This window comes from Burkholderia sp. Bp9143 (assembly GCF_003853645.1).
Lineage (GTDB): Bacteria > Pseudomonadota > Gammaproteobacteria > Burkholderiales > Burkholderiaceae > Burkholderia.
This window is the reverse complement of the sequence record NZ_QTPO01000023.1, coordinates 23,802-40,573: the sequence shown is the minus strand read 5'-3', so window position 1 is coordinate 40,573 and position 16,772 is coordinate 23,802. Positions and strand designations below refer to the sequence as shown.

The window sequence follows — 16,772 nt, the reverse complement described above, 5'->3', positions numbered from 1 at the left end:
CCCGCGTCCGGGACGATTTCGTCAGCCGTTCAGGGCGCGCCGCCGGGCTGCGCCGATCCCGTCATGAAGACCCGACTCGCTCTCGCCCAGATCAACGTCACCGTCGGCGATTTCGCCGGCAACGTCGCGCGAATCGTCGCGGCCGCCCGCGCCGCGCACAACGATGGTGCGCACCTGATGATCGCGCCCGAACTCGCGCTGTCCGGCTATCCGCCGGAAGACCTGCTGCTGCGGCCCGCGTTCTACACGGCGGCTGCAGCCGCGCTCGACGCGCTCGCCGATGCGCTGCGCGCGTTCGACGGGCTCGCGGTGCTGGTCGGTCATCCGCTACGGAGCGCGGGTGCCGATGCGCCGGGCGGCGATCCGCACGCGCCAGCCGTCGATGGTAATGCAAACCGCCCGATCGAGCGCGGCGTGCCGCCGACCGACACCTACAACGCGGTGTCGCTGATCGTCGGCGGCGAGATCGTCGCCACCTACCGCAAGCAGGACCTGCCGAACGCCGACGTGTTCGACGAGAAGCGCTATTTCGCGACGGACACCGAGCCGCTCGTGTTCGAACTCAACGGCGTCAAGTATGGCGTGATCATCTGCGAGGACGCATGGCATGCGTCGGCCGCGCAGATCGCGAAGGCCGCCGGCGCACAGGTGCTGCTGATCCCGAACGGGTCGCCGTACCACATGAACAAGGAAGCGCTGCGTATCGACATCCTGCGCGCGCGGATTCGCGAAACCGGGCTGCCGATGGTCTACGTGAACCTCGTCGGCGGCCAGGACGAACTCGTGTTCGACGGTGGCTCGTTCGTGCTCGACGCGCAGGGCACGCTCGTCGCGAAGATGCCGCAGTTCGACGAAGGGCACGCGATCGTCGAGTTCGACGGGGCACGCCCGCTGCCCGGCGCGATCGCGCCCGAGCTGCCGGTCGACGCGCAGGTCTATCGCGCGCTCGTGACCGGCGTGCGCGACTACATCGGCAAAAACGGCTTTCCCGGCGTGCTGATCGGGCTGTCGGGCGGCGTCGATTCGGCGCTGGTGCTCGCGGCCGCCTGCGACGCGCTCGGGCCGGAGCGGGTGCGCGCGGTGATGATGCCGTCGCGCTACACGGCCGACATCTCGACCACCGACGCGGCGGAGATGGCGCGGCGCGTCGGCGTGCGCTACGACGAGATCGCGATCGCGCCGATGTTCGACGCGTTCCGGGAGGCGCTCGCGGACGAATTCGCGGGCCGCGCGGAGGACGCGACGGAAGAGAACATCCAGGCGCGCATTCGCGGCACGCTGCTGATGGCGCTGTCGAACAAGTTCGGCTCGATCGTGCTGACGACCGGCAACAAGAGCGAGATGGCGGTCGGCTACTGCACGCTGTACGGCGACATGGCCGGCGGCTTCGCGGTGATCAAGGACATCGCGAAGACGCTGGTCTACCGGCTGTGCCGCTACCGCAACGCCACTGCAGACTACGGGTTGCGCGACGTGATTCCCGAGCGGATCCTGACACGCGCGCCGTCGGCCGAGCTGCGCGAGAACCAGACGGACCAGGACAGCCTGCCGCCGTACGACGTGCTCGACGCGATCATGCGGATGTACATGGAGGAAGACCGGCCGCTCGCGGAGATCGTCGCGGCCGGTTATGCGGAGGCCGACGTCGCGCGCGTGACCCGGCTCATCAAGATCAACGAATACAAGCGCCGCCAGGCGCCGATCGGCATTCGCGTCACGCATCGCGCATTCGGGCGCGACTGGCGCTATCCGATCACGTCACGCTTTACCGAACGTCTCGACTGAGCCGTGCTGGGCCGCACGCGGCTGGCCGGCTTACAATCGGGATCGCGATTTTGCATCCAAACGAGCATTGAGGGACAACCATCATGAAACGCATCACCGCCATCATCAAGCCGTTCAAGCTGGACGAAGTCCGCGAAGCGCTCGCCGAAGTCGGCCTCACCGGCCTGACGGTGACGGAAGTGAAGGGCTTCGGCCGCCAGAAGGGGCACACCGAGCTGTATCGCGGCGCCGAATACGTGGTCGACTTCCTGCCGAAGATGAAGATCGAGGTGGTCGTCGCGGAAGCGCAGGTCGACCAGGTGATCGACGCGGTGATCGGCGCGGCGCGCACGGGCAAGATCGGCGACGGCAAGATCTTCGTGTCGGACGTCGAGCGCGTGATCCGCATCCGCACCGGCGAAGAGAACGAAGCGGCGGTCTGAGCGCCGCATCCGGCCGATTCGGTCGATCGGGCCGGGTTCGCACGATCCCGGCCTGCCAATAAAAAACGGTGCGGATACCCGGATGGGTACCGCACCGATACGCGCCTCTCGCAGCAGCGTGGAAAGTGTTGTCGAATCGTTCTCTGGACGGCGCCTGATCAGAACAGGTGCTGGATGCCGGCGTAGACGCCGGTCTGGCTGCCGCCCGGATGCGGGTTGCCCGTCGATACGGCCGTGCCCGCACCGTTCGCGTTCAGGCCGAAGTTCGCGGTCTTGCTGTTGCGCACCGTCGCGACCTGCATGTCGAACAGCGTGCGCTTCGAGATGTTGTACGAACCGCCGACCGTGTAGATGTTCGCGTTGCCGCCGCCGTGGTTGGCGTTCACGTGGTACACGGCCGCGATCAGCGCTGCCGCCGGCGTTGCCTGCCACGTCACGCCGCCCCAGACCTGCTGGGTGCCGGTGATGCCGTTGTTGACGGCCGGGCCGCCGCTGCCATCCGCGTGCGACGCCTGGTAGGCGGCTTGCAGCTTGAACTGGCCGAGGAACACGTTCGCGCCCGCGAAGTATTCACGCGAGTAGTTGAACACGTCCGAGAAGCGGCCGTTGCTGTCGCGCGTTTCGTCATAAATGCCGCGCAACTGGAACAGCGAGTTCGTGTACGTGATCTGCGCGCCGGCTGCACGGCCCGGCTGGCCGGCCGTCGTGTTGCCGTTGAAGCTGGTCGAGTTCGAGAACGCGAACTGGCCGTAGAAGTCGAGGCCGTAGAACTGCGGCGACTGGTACGACACGTTGTTGCTGGTCTTGTTCCAGTTGCGGCCGCGTACCAGCGATGCCGACGACCAGCTCGACTGGCCCAGCGGATCGAAGTCCCACACGCCGTTTGCGATCGCGAGTTCGCGACCCAGCAGCAGCGTACCGTAGTGGTCGTTCGAGATACCGACGGTCGCGAAACGATCCCAGATCGAGCCGCTCGTGCCGAGCCCGCCCGTCATCGTGTTGAACGCGCCTTCCAGGTGGAACAGGACCTTGTTGCCGCCACCGATGTCCTCGCTGCCCTTCAAGCCCCACAGGCTCGTGCCCCAGTCGCCGCTTTCCGCGCGGTAGCGATGGCCGTCCTGCAGGCCGTTCATGTACTCAAGGCCGGCATCCAGGCGACCATACAGCGTGACGCTGCTCTGCGCGTGCGCCGTCACCACCCCAGCAGCCATCAGCGCGGCCGCGACCAAAGCTTTCTTCATCATCTCCTCCATACCCTGTCAAAAAGTCAACCCAGACTGCACGAGATGCCCGGAGCAGCGAGCGCCGGGCAAAAGCGAAAAGCGGGTAACCAGGGAGACCTCGTGCAGGGCCGGTAAGCGTGGCACGCGGGCAAGCGGACGGAACACCGTTGAGCGGTCCCGCGCTGCCGGGTCGGCTTGCGGGTCTCCTTGTTGTGTCGTGAAGCTAAACTACATTTCACGAACTTCGTTTTGCTACTTTGGTTACTAATTTAGCAAAAATACAATTTTGTGGCGACGGAAATCGTTGTTTGACTAACACGTGTCGCCAAATTGCCATGCAACACAGTGCGCAGCGGGTGACCAAGGGGCCGTCGATTCCCGGAAAACCCTTGTCACAAAAGGGAGACACGGATTCGACGCCGATGGGTCAAGGATTGCCACTATTGACGTCGTCAGGGGGAGGGCGTAGGCGCCGGAGAAGTGGGGTTGGTAAGTATTTCGTAATGAATTGGTGGTGGTCGGCCGTTGCCGGGCGGTGTCGGAAACGCGTGTCCGACAGCGGGCGCCGCCCGCCGTGCAAGTGCGCCTGGCTTAATCGGGCACCGGCCGGGCGTCGAGCAGTTGCGCGCGAAGCCACCGGTGCGCGTCGGTGCGCGCGTGCTTCGCGTGCGAGTAGACCTTCACCGTGTAGCGCGGAATCTTGAACGGCGCGGGGAAGATGCGGATCGGCGCCGCGTGGCGCAGCGCTTGCGCGGCGCGGTTCGGCACCGTCATCAGGAGTGCCGATTCCGCGATCACGAACGGTGCGGCCATCACGCTCGGCAACTGCACGGCGACCTGCCGCGCGAGGCCGAGCCGGTCGAGCACGTAGTCGACGACGCCGCGCGACTCGTTCCACGGCGTGACGACCACGTGGCGTGCCGCGAGGTACTGGTCGAGCGTCAGCCGCCGGCCGATGTCCGGATGCGTGGCGCTCGCGATCACCACGTAGTCGTCCGAGAACCAATCGAAATCCTCGATACCCGGCGCGTCGGCGGCCGACTCCTCGTGATAGCCGAGCGCGAAGTCGATACGGCCGGCCGCGAGTTCGTCGATCGAAATCTTCCGGTCGGAGTGGACGACGCGGATCCGCAGCCGCGGCGCGACCTGCTCGATACGCGCGAGCAACGCCGGCAGCACGGCGAACGCCGTGTAGTCGCTCGCGGCGAACACGAACGTGCGGTCGCTTTGCGCGGGATCGAAGCGGCGCGCGCGGGCGAGCCCCTTCGACATCGTGTCGAGCGCGTCGCCGGCCCAGGTGGCGATGTCGTCGGCGCGCACGGTCGGCTGCATCTCGTTGCCGAGTCGCACGAACAGCGCGTCGCCGATCGCTTCGCGCAGCCGCGCGAGCGCGTGGCTCAGCGCGGACGGGCTCATCGCCAGCTCGTGCGCGGCCGCGGCGACCGACCGGTGGCGGTACAGCGCGTCGAACGCGAGCAGCAGGTTCAGGTCGAGACGGCGCAGGTCGGGATGCATCATGTTCATGTCAGAATGAAGAAACTGCACTTCCTGCAGTTGATCCGTGAACGTAGCATGTCGATCTGTCCGACGCCAGGCGCGCTTGCGCGGGCGCCGCATTCCGTTTTCCGTCCGGGCCGAAGGAGGGCTCCCTACCGTGCAAATCGACATTCGTTCCGCCACCGTCGCCGACGTGCCGCAAATCCTGCGTTTCATCACCGAGCTGGCCATCTACGAGAAGGCGGAGCATGAAGTGGTCGCGACGCCTGCGTCGCTCGAGCGCAGCCTGTTCGGCGAAGGTTCGCCCGCACGCGCGCTGATCTGCGAGGTCGACGGCGAGCCAGCCGGCTTCGCCGTGTATTTCTTCTCGTATTCGACGTGGCTCGCCCGCCAGGGCCTGTATCTCGAGGATCTGTACGTATCGCCGCGCTTTCGCGGCGCGGGCGCCGGGCTGCGGCTGCTGAAGGCGCTCGCGCGCATCGCCGTGGATACCGGCTGCGGGCGCTTCGAATGGAGCGTGCTCGACTGGAACGAGCCGGCGATCCGCTTCTACGAAAGCGTCGGCGCGGCGCCGCAGAGCGAATGGGTGCGCTACCGGCTCGCGGGCGATACGCTGCGTGCGTTCGCCGACGGCGCGCCGGTGGACGCCGCGTAAACGCAAAACGGGCGCCGCATGGCGCCCGTTCGCGTGTCGTAACGCGTCGCGCGCGTTACTTGAGGCTGCCCGACAGGAACCCGCGCAGGCGTTCGCTCTTCGGGTTCGCGAACACCTCGGACGGCGCGCCTTCTTCCTCGACGCGCCCCTGGTGCAGGAACATCACGTGATTCGACACGTTGCGCGCGAAGCCCATCTCGTGCGTGACGACGATCATCGTACGGCCTTCCTCGGCGAGCTTCTGCATCACCTTCAGCACTTCGCCGACCAGTTCCGGGTCGAGCGCCGACGTCGGCTCGTCGAACAGCATCACGTCCGGATGCATCGCGAGCGCGCGCGCGATCGCGACGCGCTGCTGCTGGCCGCCCGACAGATGCGACGGATACTGCTTCTCGACACGCGGCGCGAGGCCGACCTTCTCGAGATATTCGCGCGCGCGCTCCTCGGCTTCCTTCTTCGGGATGCCGAGCACGTTGACGGGCGCTTCCATCACGTTCTCGATCACGTTCATGTGCGACCAGAGATTGAAGTGCTGGAACACCATCGACAGCTTGGTGCGCACGCGTTGCAACTGCTTCGAATCGGCCGCGCGAAGCGCGCCCGTCTTGTCCGGCGTGGTGCGCACTTCCTCGCCATCGACGACGATGCGGCCCGCGTTCGGCTGCTCGAGGAAGTTGATACAGCGCAGCATCGTGCTCTTGCCGGAACCGGACGAACCGATCACGCTGATCACGTCGCCCGAGTTCGCCTTCAGCGACACGCCCTTGAGCACCTCGTTGTCGCCGTACCGCTTGTGCAGATCGTCGACGAAAAGCTTCTGAGTCTGGGAATTCATCAATAGTCCTGCGAAAACTTACTTGCCTTGCGGGCGCAGATACGCGAGCCAGCGACGCTCGGCCTGGCGGAACAGCCACACGAGCGTGAACGAGATCACGAGATAGAGCAGGGCGGCGATCCCGAATGCGTGGAACGACATGTAGGTCGCCGAGTTCACGTCGCGCGCGATCTTCAGGATGTCCGGCACGGTCGCGGTGAACGCGACGGTGGTCGCGTGCAGCATCAGGATCACTTCGTTGCTGTAGAGCGGCAGCGAGCGGCGCAGCGCGGACGGCAGGATCACGCGGCGATACATCGTGAACGAGGACATCCCGTACGCGCGCGCGGCCTCGATCTCGCCGTACGACGTCGACTTGATCGCGCCCGCGAAGATCTCGGTGGTGTACGCGCAGGTGTTCAGCGTGAACGCGAGCAGCGTGCAGTGCATCCCGTCGCGGAAGAACGCGTCGAGCAGCGGCGTGCCGCGTACGAACTGCAGGCTGTAGAGGCCGGTGTAGCACAGCAGCAGCTGCACGTAGAGCGGCGTGCCGCGGAACACGTACGTGTAGAGCCACACGGCACCCGACAGCCACTTCTTCTTCGACACGCGCGCCACCGCGAGCGGTACCGACAGGCAGAAGCCGAGGCCGATCGACACGACCAGCAGCCACAGCGTGATCGCGACGCCGGTGAGCCGGAAACCGTCGGTGTAGAGGTAGTTGCGCCAGTATTCTTGGATGAGTTCGATCATAGGTCAGCCTTGCGGACACCGGTCGAGTAGCGCTTTTCGAGCCACATCAGCACAAAGTTCGAGATCGTCGTGATGGCGAGGTAGACCGCACCGGCGATCAGCGTGAAGAAGAAGAACCGCAGCGTGCCCTTGCCGGCGTCCTGCGACGCCTTCACGACGTCCGCGAGGCCGATGATCGACACCAGCGCGGTCGACTTCACGAGCACCTGCCAGTTGTTGCCGATGCCCGGCAGCGCGAAGCGCATCATCTGCGGGAACATGATCCGCGTGAACACTTGCCAGTTGGTCATCCCGTACGCGCTGCCGGCCTCGAGCTGGCCGCGCGGCACCGACAGGAAGGCGCCGCGGAAGGTCTCGGTGAAGTACGCGCCGTAAATGAAGCCGAGCACGAGCACGCCGGCGAGGAACGGGTCGATGTCGATCTGGTCCCAGCCGAGCGCGTCGGTCGCCGCGTTCAGCCAGATCTGCAGGCTGTAGAACAGCAGCAGCATCAGCACGAGGTCGGGTACGCCGCGGATCAGCGTCGTGTAGACGGTGCCGGCGCCGTTCGTGAAGCGGTTGCGCGACAGCTTCGCGCCCGCGCCGAGCAGGCCCAGCAGGAACGACAGCGCGAGCGAAAGCACCGCCAGTTTGACGGTTTGCCAGGTGCCTGCGAGGATCAGCGGGCCGTAGCCTTGTAGAAACATATGTGGTCCCTGGTGTGGTCCCGGAGGGCGCACGCGGTGCGCCGCGAAAGATGCGCCCGCCAAGCTGCGCGGAACGCCCCGTGCGTATCATGACCGTCCGCCCCGGCAACGGTGCCGGGCCAGCCCGTCGCGCGAGCGGCGGGCGAGGGGGCGGGCGGCGCGTGGTTGACTGCCTGTACTGCCGGACGCGGGGCCGCCCCCGCATCCGCTTACCGTTGTTGTTGGCGCTCAGCGAGCCGAATAGACGCTGAACGAGAAATACTTGTGCGACAGCCGGTCGTACGTGCCGTCCTTGTGCATGTCGGCCAGCGCCTTGTTGATCTTGAGCTTCAGGTCCGTGTCTTCCTTGCGCAGGCCGATCGCGGTGCCGTCGCCGATCGTCTTCGGATCCTTCACTTCCGGGCCGGCGAACGCGAAGCCCTTGCCGCGCGGCGTGCGCAGGAAGCCGTAGTCGGCCTGGAGTTCATCCTGCAGCGTCGCATCGAGGCGGCCCGAGCCGAGATCGGCATAGACCTGGTCCTGGTTCTGGTAAGGAATGATCGTCACGCCTTGCGGTTCCCAGTACGCCTTCGCGTAGGATTCCTGCGTCGAGCCCTGTTCGACGCCGACGCGCTTGCCCTTGAGCGACGCGACCGTCGGCAGCAGCGGCGAGCCGGCCTTCGCGATCATCCGTGCGGGTGCGTCGTACACCTTGTCGGAGAAGTCGATCTGCTCGCGGCGCTTGTCCGTGACGGTCAGCGACGACACGATGACGTCGTACTTCTTCGCCTTCAGCGCGGGGATGATTCCGTCGAGATCCTGCGCGACCCACACGCACTTCAGGTTGATCCGCTTGCAGATTTCCTTGGTGAGATCGACGTCGAAACCGACGATCTCGCCGCTCGGCGCGGTCGACTCGAACGGCGGGTAGCTGGCATCGACACCGATCCGCACGGTCTTCCACTCTTTCGCGAAGGCGCTGCCCGCCACGAGGGCGAGGGCGGCGCACAGGGCGGCCTTCTTCATTTCCATCCTTTTGTCGCTCACTTCCGGGGGGCGCTCGCGGCCGGTCGGGCCGGGCGCCGCGGCGTATTCTAGACGGCCAAAATTCGTGTTTCGGCGCGCAGGCAACGGCGCTCGCCGGACGGGCGAACGCCAAAAGGGCGGTATTTTACCCGAACGCGATACCCGGAAAACGGCAATCCGGCGCGACCGATCGATTGTTCGATCCGGGCGTTGCGGTAATCGAGGTATTCGCAGTGAGCATTGCATCGATTGGATTCGCGGGTGCAACGATGCGGTGCGCGGGCGGCGGATTGTGGCGCGCACGGCGCGCCCCTACAGTGCAGGTAAACCCGAAGCAAGACTCTCTGCCTGCCGGAGTACCCGTCCCATGTTCCAGATCCGCCGCGCCGCCGACCGCTGCCACACGCGCCAAGGCTGGCTCGAATCGAGCAACAGCTTTCCGCTTGCCGGCGACGCCGGGGCCATGCATCCGCCGTTCGGCGCGCTGCGTGTGCTGACCGAGGACCGGATCGCGCCGACGCGCGGCTTCGGGATGCAGCCGCGCCGCGACCTCGAAATCGTCACCTGCGTGCTCGACGGCGCGCTCGCGCATCGCGACAGCCTCGGTAACGGCGCCATCGTGCGGGCCGGCGGCGTCCAGCGGATGAGCGCCGGCACGGGGCTGATGCACAGTGAAACCAATGCGTCGCGCGACCGGGTGCTGCATCTGCTGCAGATCTGGCTGCAGCCGGCCGAGCGCGGCGGACGGCCCGGCTACGCGGAGCGGCGTTTTTCCGACGACGAGAAGCGCGGCCGCCTGCGGCTCGTCGCGTCGCCGGACGGCGACGACGGCGCGCTGTCAATCCGCTCGGATGCGCGGATCTTCACGGGGCTGATCGATGGCGGCGAGGCGGTCGCATTCGGCGTGCCGGCCGGACGCAGTACCTATGTGCACGTGGTGCGCGGCGACGTGGAGGTCAACGGCCATGCGCTGGCCGCGGGCGACGGCGCGCGGATCGCCGGGGTGGACGCGGTCGCGTTCGCACGCGGCCGGGCGGCCGAGGTGCTGCTGTTCGACGTCGCCTGAAACGAAACAGGGGACGCGGGCCGGGTGCCCGCGTCCCCTGCGATGCCGCCCCGGGAGGCGGCCCGCCGGCTTTTACTGCGCCGGCGCCGACGCGCCCTTGGCAGCGCGGTGCTGCTCCCAGCGTTCCTTCATCTTCTCGTGACGCTGCTCCATCCGCGCGAACTGCTGCTTCAGCGCGGTGCTGACCGTCGTCTTCTGCTGATCGTTCAGCCCGTTGTAGAACGCGAGCCAGGCGGCCGAGCTCTGTTCGCGCAGCTGCGCATTCTGCTGCTCGGCCTGCTGGCGGGCGGCGTGCATCGCGTTCAGGTCGAGGATCGGCTGGTTCTGCTGCGCCTTGAACTGCTCGCGCATCTGCTCGTGGCTCTTGCGCATCGCTTCATGGTTCTGCTTCATCGTATTGACGGCCGTCTGCCATTGCTGCTCCTGCGATGCGTTGAGCTTCAACTGGTCGTGCAGTTTCATGATCACGCCGAACGGGCCGCCGTCATGGCCGCCGTGCATCTGGTGCATGCCGGGGCCGCCCGGCGGCGGCATGTCGTTGGGCTGCGCGGCATGCGCGGTGCCGAATGCGAGAGCGAGCACGGTGGCGGCCGCAATGGCCACTCGGGAAGTCTTCTTATACATTTCAGAAACTCCTTGTATCCATAGGGTCCGGCGATGCGGTGCGCGGGGTGACCCGTGTGCCGCATCCGGTAAGACGCAGGTTAGCGGCGCGTGCCCTGGCGGGTGTTACGCGGGGTGGCTGCCGGGTTACGGCGCATTACAGTTCCCTTGCGCCGTAACCCGCAGTAACCCTTTCGTCCCTTTGTTTCGTTCTTCGACTCCGCGCTCGCGCGGTAAACTTCGAGCCATGACTACCCAGATCCTCATCGTCGACGACGACCAAGAACTCCGAGACCTGCTGCGCGACTATCTCGTGCGCCAGGGGATGGAAGTGTCCGTGCTGCACGACGCGGCGACGCTCGAGAAGCGCCTCGAGCGCGAGCGGCCCGACCTGATCGTGCTGGACCTGATGATGCCGGGCGTGGACGGCCTGACCGCGCTGCGCCAGCTGCGCGCGGCCGGCGACGACATCCCCGTGATCATGCTGACCGCGCGCGCGGACGACGTCGATCGCATCGTCGGGCTCGAACTCGGCGCGGACGACTACCTCGGCAAGCCGTTCAACCCGCGCGAGCTGCTCGCGCGCGTGCAGGCCGTGCTGCGCCGTCGCCGCGCGACGCCGTCGGCGGCGGCGCCCGAGCAGCGCGAGCCGTTCGCGTTCGGCCGCTTCGTGCTCGACTTCCAGGCGCGCACGCTGTCGGTCGACGGCAAGCCGGCGACGCTGTCGAGCAGCGAATTCGCGCTGCTGAAGATCTTCGTGAACCACGCGCTGCGCACGCTCACGCGCGAGCGGCTGCTCGAGCTGCTGCACGGGCCGGAGTACGACGGCACCGACCGCGGCATCGACGTCCAGGTGTGGCGCCTGCGCCGCATCCTGGAAACGGATCCGTCGACGCCGCGCTTCATCCAGACGGTCCGCGGGCGTGGCTACGTGTTCGTGCCCGACGGCGAGGCCCATGCGCAAACCCATTGATTCACTGTTCGGGCGGCTGGCGCTGCTGGTCGTCGGCGTTCTGCTCCTGTCGCACTTCGCGTGGTTCTTCGCGATGCGCCTCGAGCGCAGCCAGATGCAGACGCGTTACGCGGTCGAGGAGGCCGCGTTCCTTGTCGACGCCGTGCGCCAGCACGTTGAGCGCACGCCCGACCAGCCGCTGCCGTCTCGGGTGCGGCTGGTGTCGCCGGACAGTCCCGATGTACCGAAGGACGCCGAGTCGAATCTGCCGGCGCCGCTCAAGCGTTTCCGCGACGACGTGAGCGAGCGGATGCCGGCCGGCACCCTGGTCGCGGTCGGCGCGCCGGGCCATCCGCCGGTGCTGTGGGTCAAGGAGCCGACCGACCGCAACTGGATCGTGGTGCCGGTGCAGCCGCTGCGCCCGCCGCGCTCGCTCGACCGGATGCTGCTGTGGCTCGGCACGATCTTCTCGGCCGGCGTGATCGCCGCGCTGTTCGCGGCCTGGCAGCTGCAGCAGCCGCTGCGCTCGCTGGCGCGCGCGGTCGCGCGCTTCGGCCGCGGCCAGCCGGTGCCGCCGCTGCGCGAGCGCGGCCCGCGCGAGCTGCGCCAGCTCACGCACGGCTTCAACCAGATGGTGGAACAGGTGTCGCAGGCCGAGAGCGACCGCGCGGTGATGCTGGCCGGCGTCGCGCACGACCTGCGTACGCCGCTCGCGCGGATGCGCCTGCGCGCGGAAATGATGGACGACGCGCGGTTGCGCGACGGCGTGGTGCGCGATGTCGACTCGATGTCACACATCGTCGACCAGTTCCTCGTGTTCGCGCACGGCGGGGCGGACCGCAGCGAGCCCGTGCCGGTCGACCAGACCTGCGAGCGGATCGCGCGCAGCTATCGCGCGGTCGCACCGAACGCGCCGGCGGTCCAGACGCATCTGGCTGCCGACGAAGGCTTCCGCCTGCCGACCGCGACGCTCGACCGGATCCTGTCGAACCTGCTGGACAATGCGCATGCGTACGGCGCGCCGCCCGTGCTCGTCGAGACGGCGCGCACGCCGGCGGGTTACGTGCTGTCGGTCAGCGACAGCGGCGGCGGGATTGCGCCGCGCGACCTGGCGGCCGCGACGCGGCCGTTCGTGCGGCTCGACCCGGCGCGCGGCGGGAACGGCCACAGCGGGCTCGGGCTCGCGATCGTCGAGCGGCTGGTGCTGAGGCTGGGCGGGGCGTGCGAGATCGGCAATCGTCCCGAGGGCGGCCTGCGCGTGGCGATGACGTTCCCGTTCGACGTGGTGCCGAAGGACGAACTTCACGCACAGGCCGCGTAAGCGGCGCATGCGGCGCCTGCCGGGCAGGCGCCGCGCGGCATCATTCGCCGAACAGCGTGCCGAGCGTCTCGGCGGCGTTGCTGTCGATCGTGTTGTAGGTCACGCTCGTGGCCTCGAAGATATAGACGGTCGTATAGCGGCCGAGGCGCTCCAGGATCTCCTCCTGCAGCGATTCCGGCACGACGTTCATGTTCAGGTACCACGCCGTCGACGACAGCCGGGTCTGGAACGACCCGTACTCCTGCATCAGCTCGTAGAACGCATCGGCGTCCTGATCGCGGCAGACGATCACCAAGTTTCCTGCCATTCCCTTCCTCCCGCTGGTCGGTCGATCCCTGGCGGTTATGGGGCAAGCGACGCCAGGGGCTAGCCCCGATCATACCTGCTTCGCCGCCATCGTCCGCTGACGTCCGGCATGGTTTGCGTCCGTATGCGGCTGGCGGGTTCCCGGCCGGCCCGGATCACGGCATAATTCGGGGCCTGCATGCCGGCCGGAGGACCGCGGCCGGGCCGCTCCGCACCGCACGCCAGCCGTTCGCCCGCGTGCCGGGCACGATCCGTGTGCAGCCCGCGCGTCGTGCGGCGCCGCGCCGGCCCCGAACGGTTGAACCTGAAATACAGGTTGGTGTAGTGTCGTGCCGTCGCGGCCCGACTCGCCGCGCCGGGGGCGCAGCTTGCACGTTCGGCGCCTCGCGCCGGCGTGAGATCGTGAATCAATCGAATTACCGCGTCGAATTACCGCGCCCGTGCGCTTTGCCATGAATCAACATCGTCTGCCGGCTTCGTTCGGCCTTACCGGGGAGGGCGCCTGATGGACGTCGGATTCTTCAATCCGAACCGGACCGCCAACGCGTCCGCGTGGCGCGTTCTGCCGAACCGGTGGGACTTCATCGCGTTCCCGCTGATCATCTGCCTGATCGCGATGGCGGTCGTCGGTTTTCATGAAACGATGGCGCCGATCGGGACCCTTCAGACCCAGAAGATCTCGCTCGATCCGTCAAACCTGCCCGAATACGCGTTGCGCACCACGCTGCGGATGCTCGCCGCGATGGTCGCGTCGCTCGTGTTCACGCTGGTGTACGGCACGCTCGCGGCGAAAAGCCGCCGCGCCGGCATGGTGCTGATCCCGATCCTCGACATCCTGCAGTCGGTGCCGGTGCTCGGGTTCATCTCGTTTACGGTCACGTTCTTTCTCGCGCTGTTCCCGAGCCGCGTGCTCGGCGCCGAACTGGCGGCGATCTTCGCGATCTTCACGAGCCAGGCGTGGAACATGACGTTCAGCTTCTACCAGTCGCTGCGCACGGTGCCGCGCGATCTGGACGAAGTGTCGCGCGGCTTCCACCTGACGTCGTGGCAGCGCTTCTGGAAGCTCGAGGTGCCGTTCTCGATGCCGGGGCTGATCTGGAACATGATGATGTCGATGTCGGGCGGCTGGTTCTTCGTCGTCGCATCGGAAGCCATCACCGTCGGCAACCAGACCATTACGCTGCCGGGCATCGGCGCATATCTCGCGCAGGCGATCTCGGACAAGAACCACGGCGCGATCGGCTGGGTGATCCTGACGATGACGGTCGTGATCCTCGCGTACGACCAGTTCCTGTTCCGCCCGCTGATCGCGTGGGCCGACAAGTTCCGGATGGAGAACACCGCGTCGGGCGATGCGCCGCAATCCTGGCTGCTCGACCTCGTGCGCCGCACGCGCCTGATTCATCAACTGCTCGTGCCGGCCGGCTGGTTCTTCGCGAAAGCCGCGCGGATTCCGCTGCGCCTGCCGCTGTCTGGCGCGATGCGCTTCACGCTGCCGAAAGTCGAGAAGAAGGCGTCGCGCACCGTCGACATCGCTTGGGCGGTGCTCGTGCTGCTCGGCACGGCCTATATCGTGTGGCGCGTCGTCAGCTTCGTCGCGACCGGCGTGACCATGGCCGAGGTCGGCCACGTCGTCGTGCTCGGGCTCATCACGCTGCTGCGCGTGGTCGTGCTGATCTCGATCGCGTCCGTGATCTGGGTGCCGATCGGCGTGTGGGTCGGGCTGCGCCCGAGGCTGGCCGAGAAGCTGCAGCCGCTCGCGCAGTTCCTTGCCGCGTTCCCGGCGAACCTGCTGTTTCCGGTGTTCGTGATCGTGATCGCGCGCTTCCACCTGAACCCCGACATCTGGCTGTCGCCGCTGATCGTGCTCGGCACGCAGTGGTATATCCTGTTCAACGTGATCGCGGGCGCGACGTCCTATCCGAACGACTATCGCGAAGCTGCGACGAACTTCCGGATTCGCGGCTGGCAGTGGTGGCGCCAGGCGATCCTGCCCGGCATCTTCCCGTACTACGTGACCGGCGCGATCACCGCATCGGGCGGCGCGTGGAACGCGAGCATCGTGTCGGAAGCGGTGCAGTGGGGCACGACCAAGATCGAGGCGCACGGCCTCGGCGCGTATATCGCGCAGACCACCGCGGCCGGCGACTTTCCGAAGATCATTTTGGGCATCGCCGTGATGTCCCTGTTCGTCACCCTGTTCAACCGCCTGCTGTGGCGCCCGCTGTATGCCTTCGCCGAAGCGAAGCTGCGGCTCGACTGAGACCGATTGAGAGCGAAACGCGATGCACAATCCGAATGCTGTAAACGCCCCCGTCCAGACGTCCCAGCCGCCGCGCCTCGGTGAGGAAATCCTGCGCGTCGATCACGTCTGCCGCGGCTTCAACAAGACGCAGGGCGAACTGCTCGTGCTCGACGACGCGAACCTGTCGCTGCGCGAAGGCGAGATCATCGGGCTGCTCGGCCGCTCCGGGTCGGGCAAGTCCACGCTGCTGCGGATCATCGCGGGGCTGATCGAGCCGACCGGCGGTGACGTGACCTACCTCGGCAAGCCGCTGACCGGCCCGGCCGAAGGCGTCGCGATGGTGTTCCAGACTTTCGCGCTGTTCCCGTGGCTGACCGTGCTGCAGAACGTGGAAGCCGGGCTGGAGGCGCTTGGTGTCGGCGCACGCGAGCGGCGCGAACGCGCGCTCGCCGCGATCGACCTGATCGGTCTCGACGGCTTCGAGAACGCGTATCCGCGCGAGCTGTCGGGCGGCATGCGTCAGCGCGTGGGCTTCGCGCGCGCGCTCGTCGTCGACCCGACGATCCTGCTGATGGACGAGCCGTTTTCCGCGCTCGACGTGCTGACCGCCGAAACGCTGCGTACCGACCTGCTCGACCTGTGGACGCAAGGCCGCATGCCGATCAAGTCGGTGCTGATCGTCACGCACAACATCGAGGAAGCGGTGTTCATGTGTGACCGCATTCTCGTGCTGTCGTCGAACCCGGGCCGCGTGATCGCCGAGATCAAGGTGCCGTTCAAGCATCCGCGCAACCGCCTCGACCCGGCCTTCCGCAAGCTCGTCGACGACATCTACGCGAAGATGACCGCGCGCCAGACCGGCGAGGCGACGAAGAAGGGGCTGGAGCTCGGCAGCTGGCTGCCGCAGGTGTCGACCAACCTGATGGCCGGCCTGATCGAGACGCTCGCGATGGCGCCGTACCACGGCCGCGCCGACATGCCTGAAATCGCGCGCACGCTGCACCTGGAGGTCGACGACCTGTTCCCGATCGCCGAAGTGCTGCAGTACCTCGGCTTCGCCGACGTGCGGGAAGGGGACGTGTTCCTGACGCCGCCGGGGCGCGTGTTCGCGGAATTCGGCACGCAGGAACGCAAGCTGATGTTCGCGGATCACCTGCTGAAGCACGTGCCGCTCGCCGCGCGGATCAAGAAGGTGCTGAACGAGCGCCCGGGCCATCGCGCGCCGCGCGTGCGCTTCGAGCAGGAGCTGGAGGATTTCCTGTCGGACGGCGCGGCCGAGGAAACGCTCGACGCGGTGATCGACTGGGGCCGTTACGGCGAGATCTTCTCGTACAACGACCAGACCGAAATCTTCAGTCTCGAGGACGTCGAGTCCTGAACCGCCGAGCCGGGCCGTCTGGCCCGGCATCCGCATGCGCCGCGCCTGTCTGGCGCCGCGC

Annotated in this window: 16 protein-coding genes; 8 read left to right on the top strand and 8 right to left on the bottom strand. The window is 67.1% G+C overall.

The genetic code is table 11. The features are described 5' to 3' along the window. Positions 1 to 63: 63 nt before the first annotated feature. Both DIE23_RS18655 and DIE23_RS18650 read left to right on the top strand, forming a co-directional pair. Positions 64 to 1,785: an NAD+ synthase gene (locus tag DIE23_RS18655; protein ID WP_124613485.1), complete on the top strand. Its 1,722-nt coding sequence runs from the start codon at positions 64 to 66 to the stop codon at positions 1,783 to 1,785. Positions 1,786 to 1,868: 83 nt separating this feature from the next. Continuing rightward, the gene (locus tag DIE23_RS18650; RefSeq protein ID WP_006398637.1) at positions 1,869 to 2,207 is read left to right on the top strand and encodes a P-II family nitrogen regulator; all 339 of its coding nucleotides are present in this window, start codon (positions 1,869 to 1,871) and stop codon (positions 2,205 to 2,207) included. Between the two features lie 158 nt (positions 2,208 to 2,365). Here the strand turns inward: DIE23_RS18650 and DIE23_RS18645 are convergent, their stop codons facing one another. Together DIE23_RS18645 and DIE23_RS18640 are read right to left on the bottom strand one after the other, a co-directional pair. Then, a complete protein-coding gene (locus DIE23_RS18645; protein WP_124613484.1) occupies positions 2,366 to 3,451 on the bottom strand; it encodes a porin in 1,086 nt (361 codons plus the stop codon). Positions 3,452 to 4,021: 570 nt separating this feature from the next. After that, the gene (locus tag DIE23_RS18640) at positions 4,022 to 4,948 is read right to left on the bottom strand and encodes a LysR family transcriptional regulator (RefSeq protein WP_124613483.1); all 927 of its coding nucleotides are present in this window, start codon (positions 4,946 to 4,948) and stop codon (positions 4,022 to 4,024) included. 136 nt (positions 4,949 to 5,084) lie between these two features. On the opposite strand from DIE23_RS18640, the gene DIE23_RS18635 reads away from it, so the two are divergent. After that, entirely contained in the window at positions 5,085 to 5,582 is a 498-nt protein-coding gene (locus DIE23_RS18635) for a GNAT family N-acetyltransferase (protein ID WP_124613482.1), read from the top strand. Between the two features lie 55 nt (positions 5,583 to 5,637). Here the strand turns inward: DIE23_RS18635 and DIE23_RS18630 are convergent, their stop codons facing one another. From DIE23_RS18630 to DIE23_RS18615, 4 genes are all read right to left on the bottom strand, one after another. Continuing rightward, positions 5,638 to 6,417 carry an ABC transporter ATP-binding protein gene (locus tag DIE23_RS18630; protein WP_124613481.1) on the bottom strand — a complete coding sequence of 260 codons (780 nt, stop codon included), beginning with the start codon at positions 6,415 to 6,417 and terminating at the stop codon, positions 5,638 to 5,640. An 18-nt stretch (positions 6,418 to 6,435) separates the two neighbouring features. Beyond that, positions 6,436 to 7,149: an ABC transporter permease gene (locus tag DIE23_RS18625; RefSeq protein WP_124613480.1), complete on the bottom strand. Its 714-nt coding sequence runs from the start codon at positions 7,147 to 7,149 to the stop codon at positions 6,436 to 6,438. Then, positions 7,146 to 7,835 carry an ABC transporter permease gene (locus DIE23_RS18620; RefSeq protein ID WP_124613479.1) on the bottom strand — a complete coding sequence of 230 codons (690 nt, stop codon included), beginning with the start codon at positions 7,833 to 7,835 and terminating at the stop codon, positions 7,146 to 7,148. Before DIE23_RS18620 ends, DIE23_RS18625 begins: the two co-directional genes overlap by 4 nt. Positions 7,836 to 8,063: 228 nt before the next feature. Beyond that, entirely contained in the window at positions 8,064 to 8,840 is a 777-nt protein-coding gene (locus DIE23_RS18615) for an ABC transporter substrate-binding protein (RefSeq protein WP_148093473.1), read from the bottom strand. A 367-nt stretch (positions 8,841 to 9,207) separates the two neighbouring features. Between DIE23_RS18615 and DIE23_RS18610 the strand changes: the two genes are divergently transcribed. Further along, complete coding sequence (locus tag DIE23_RS18610; RefSeq protein WP_124613554.1) at positions 9,208 to 9,906, top strand: pirin family protein; 699 nt, start codon at positions 9,208 to 9,210, stop codon at positions 9,904 to 9,906. 72 nt (positions 9,907 to 9,978) lie between these two features. On the opposite strand, the gene DIE23_RS18605 is transcribed toward DIE23_RS18610, so the two are convergent. Next, complete coding sequence (locus DIE23_RS18605) at positions 9,979 to 10,530, bottom strand: Spy/CpxP family protein refolding chaperone (protein WP_124613477.1); 552 nt, start codon at positions 10,528 to 10,530, stop codon at positions 9,979 to 9,981. 226 nt (positions 10,531 to 10,756) lie between these two features. On the opposite strand from DIE23_RS18605, the gene DIE23_RS18600 reads away from it, so the two are divergent. Both DIE23_RS18600 and DIE23_RS18595 read left to right on the top strand, forming a co-directional pair. Then, on the top strand, positions 10,757 to 11,482 hold the full coding sequence (locus DIE23_RS18600) for a response regulator (protein WP_009693256.1): 726 nt from the start codon (positions 10,757 to 10,759) through the stop codon (positions 11,480 to 11,482). Continuing rightward, complete coding sequence (locus DIE23_RS18595; RefSeq protein WP_124613476.1) at positions 11,466 to 12,782, top strand: ATP-binding protein; 1,317 nt, start codon at positions 11,466 to 11,468, stop codon at positions 12,780 to 12,782. The genes DIE23_RS18600 and DIE23_RS18595 overlap by 17 nt, the downstream gene beginning before the upstream one ends. Positions 12,783 to 12,822: 40 nt before the next feature. Here the strand turns inward: DIE23_RS18595 and DIE23_RS18590 are convergent, their stop codons facing one another. After that, positions 12,823 to 13,089 (bottom strand): hypothetical protein, encoded by a 267-nt coding sequence (locus DIE23_RS18590; RefSeq protein WP_027786765.1) that lies wholly within the window; start codon positions 13,087 to 13,089, stop codon positions 12,823 to 12,825. A gap of 504 nt (positions 13,090 to 13,593) precedes the next feature. Here DIE23_RS18590 and DIE23_RS18585 point away from each other — a divergent pair. Next, positions 13,594 to 15,351, top strand: coding sequence for an ABC transporter permease subunit (locus DIE23_RS18585; protein WP_124613475.1), 1,758 nt, complete (start codon positions 13,594 to 13,596; stop codon positions 15,349 to 15,351). A 22-nt stretch (positions 15,352 to 15,373) separates the two neighbouring features. Continuing rightward, a complete protein-coding gene (locus DIE23_RS18580; RefSeq protein WP_124613474.1) occupies positions 15,374 to 16,711 on the top strand; it encodes an AAA-associated domain-containing protein in 1,338 nt (445 codons plus the stop codon). Positions 16,712 to 16,772 lie beyond the last annotated feature (61 nt).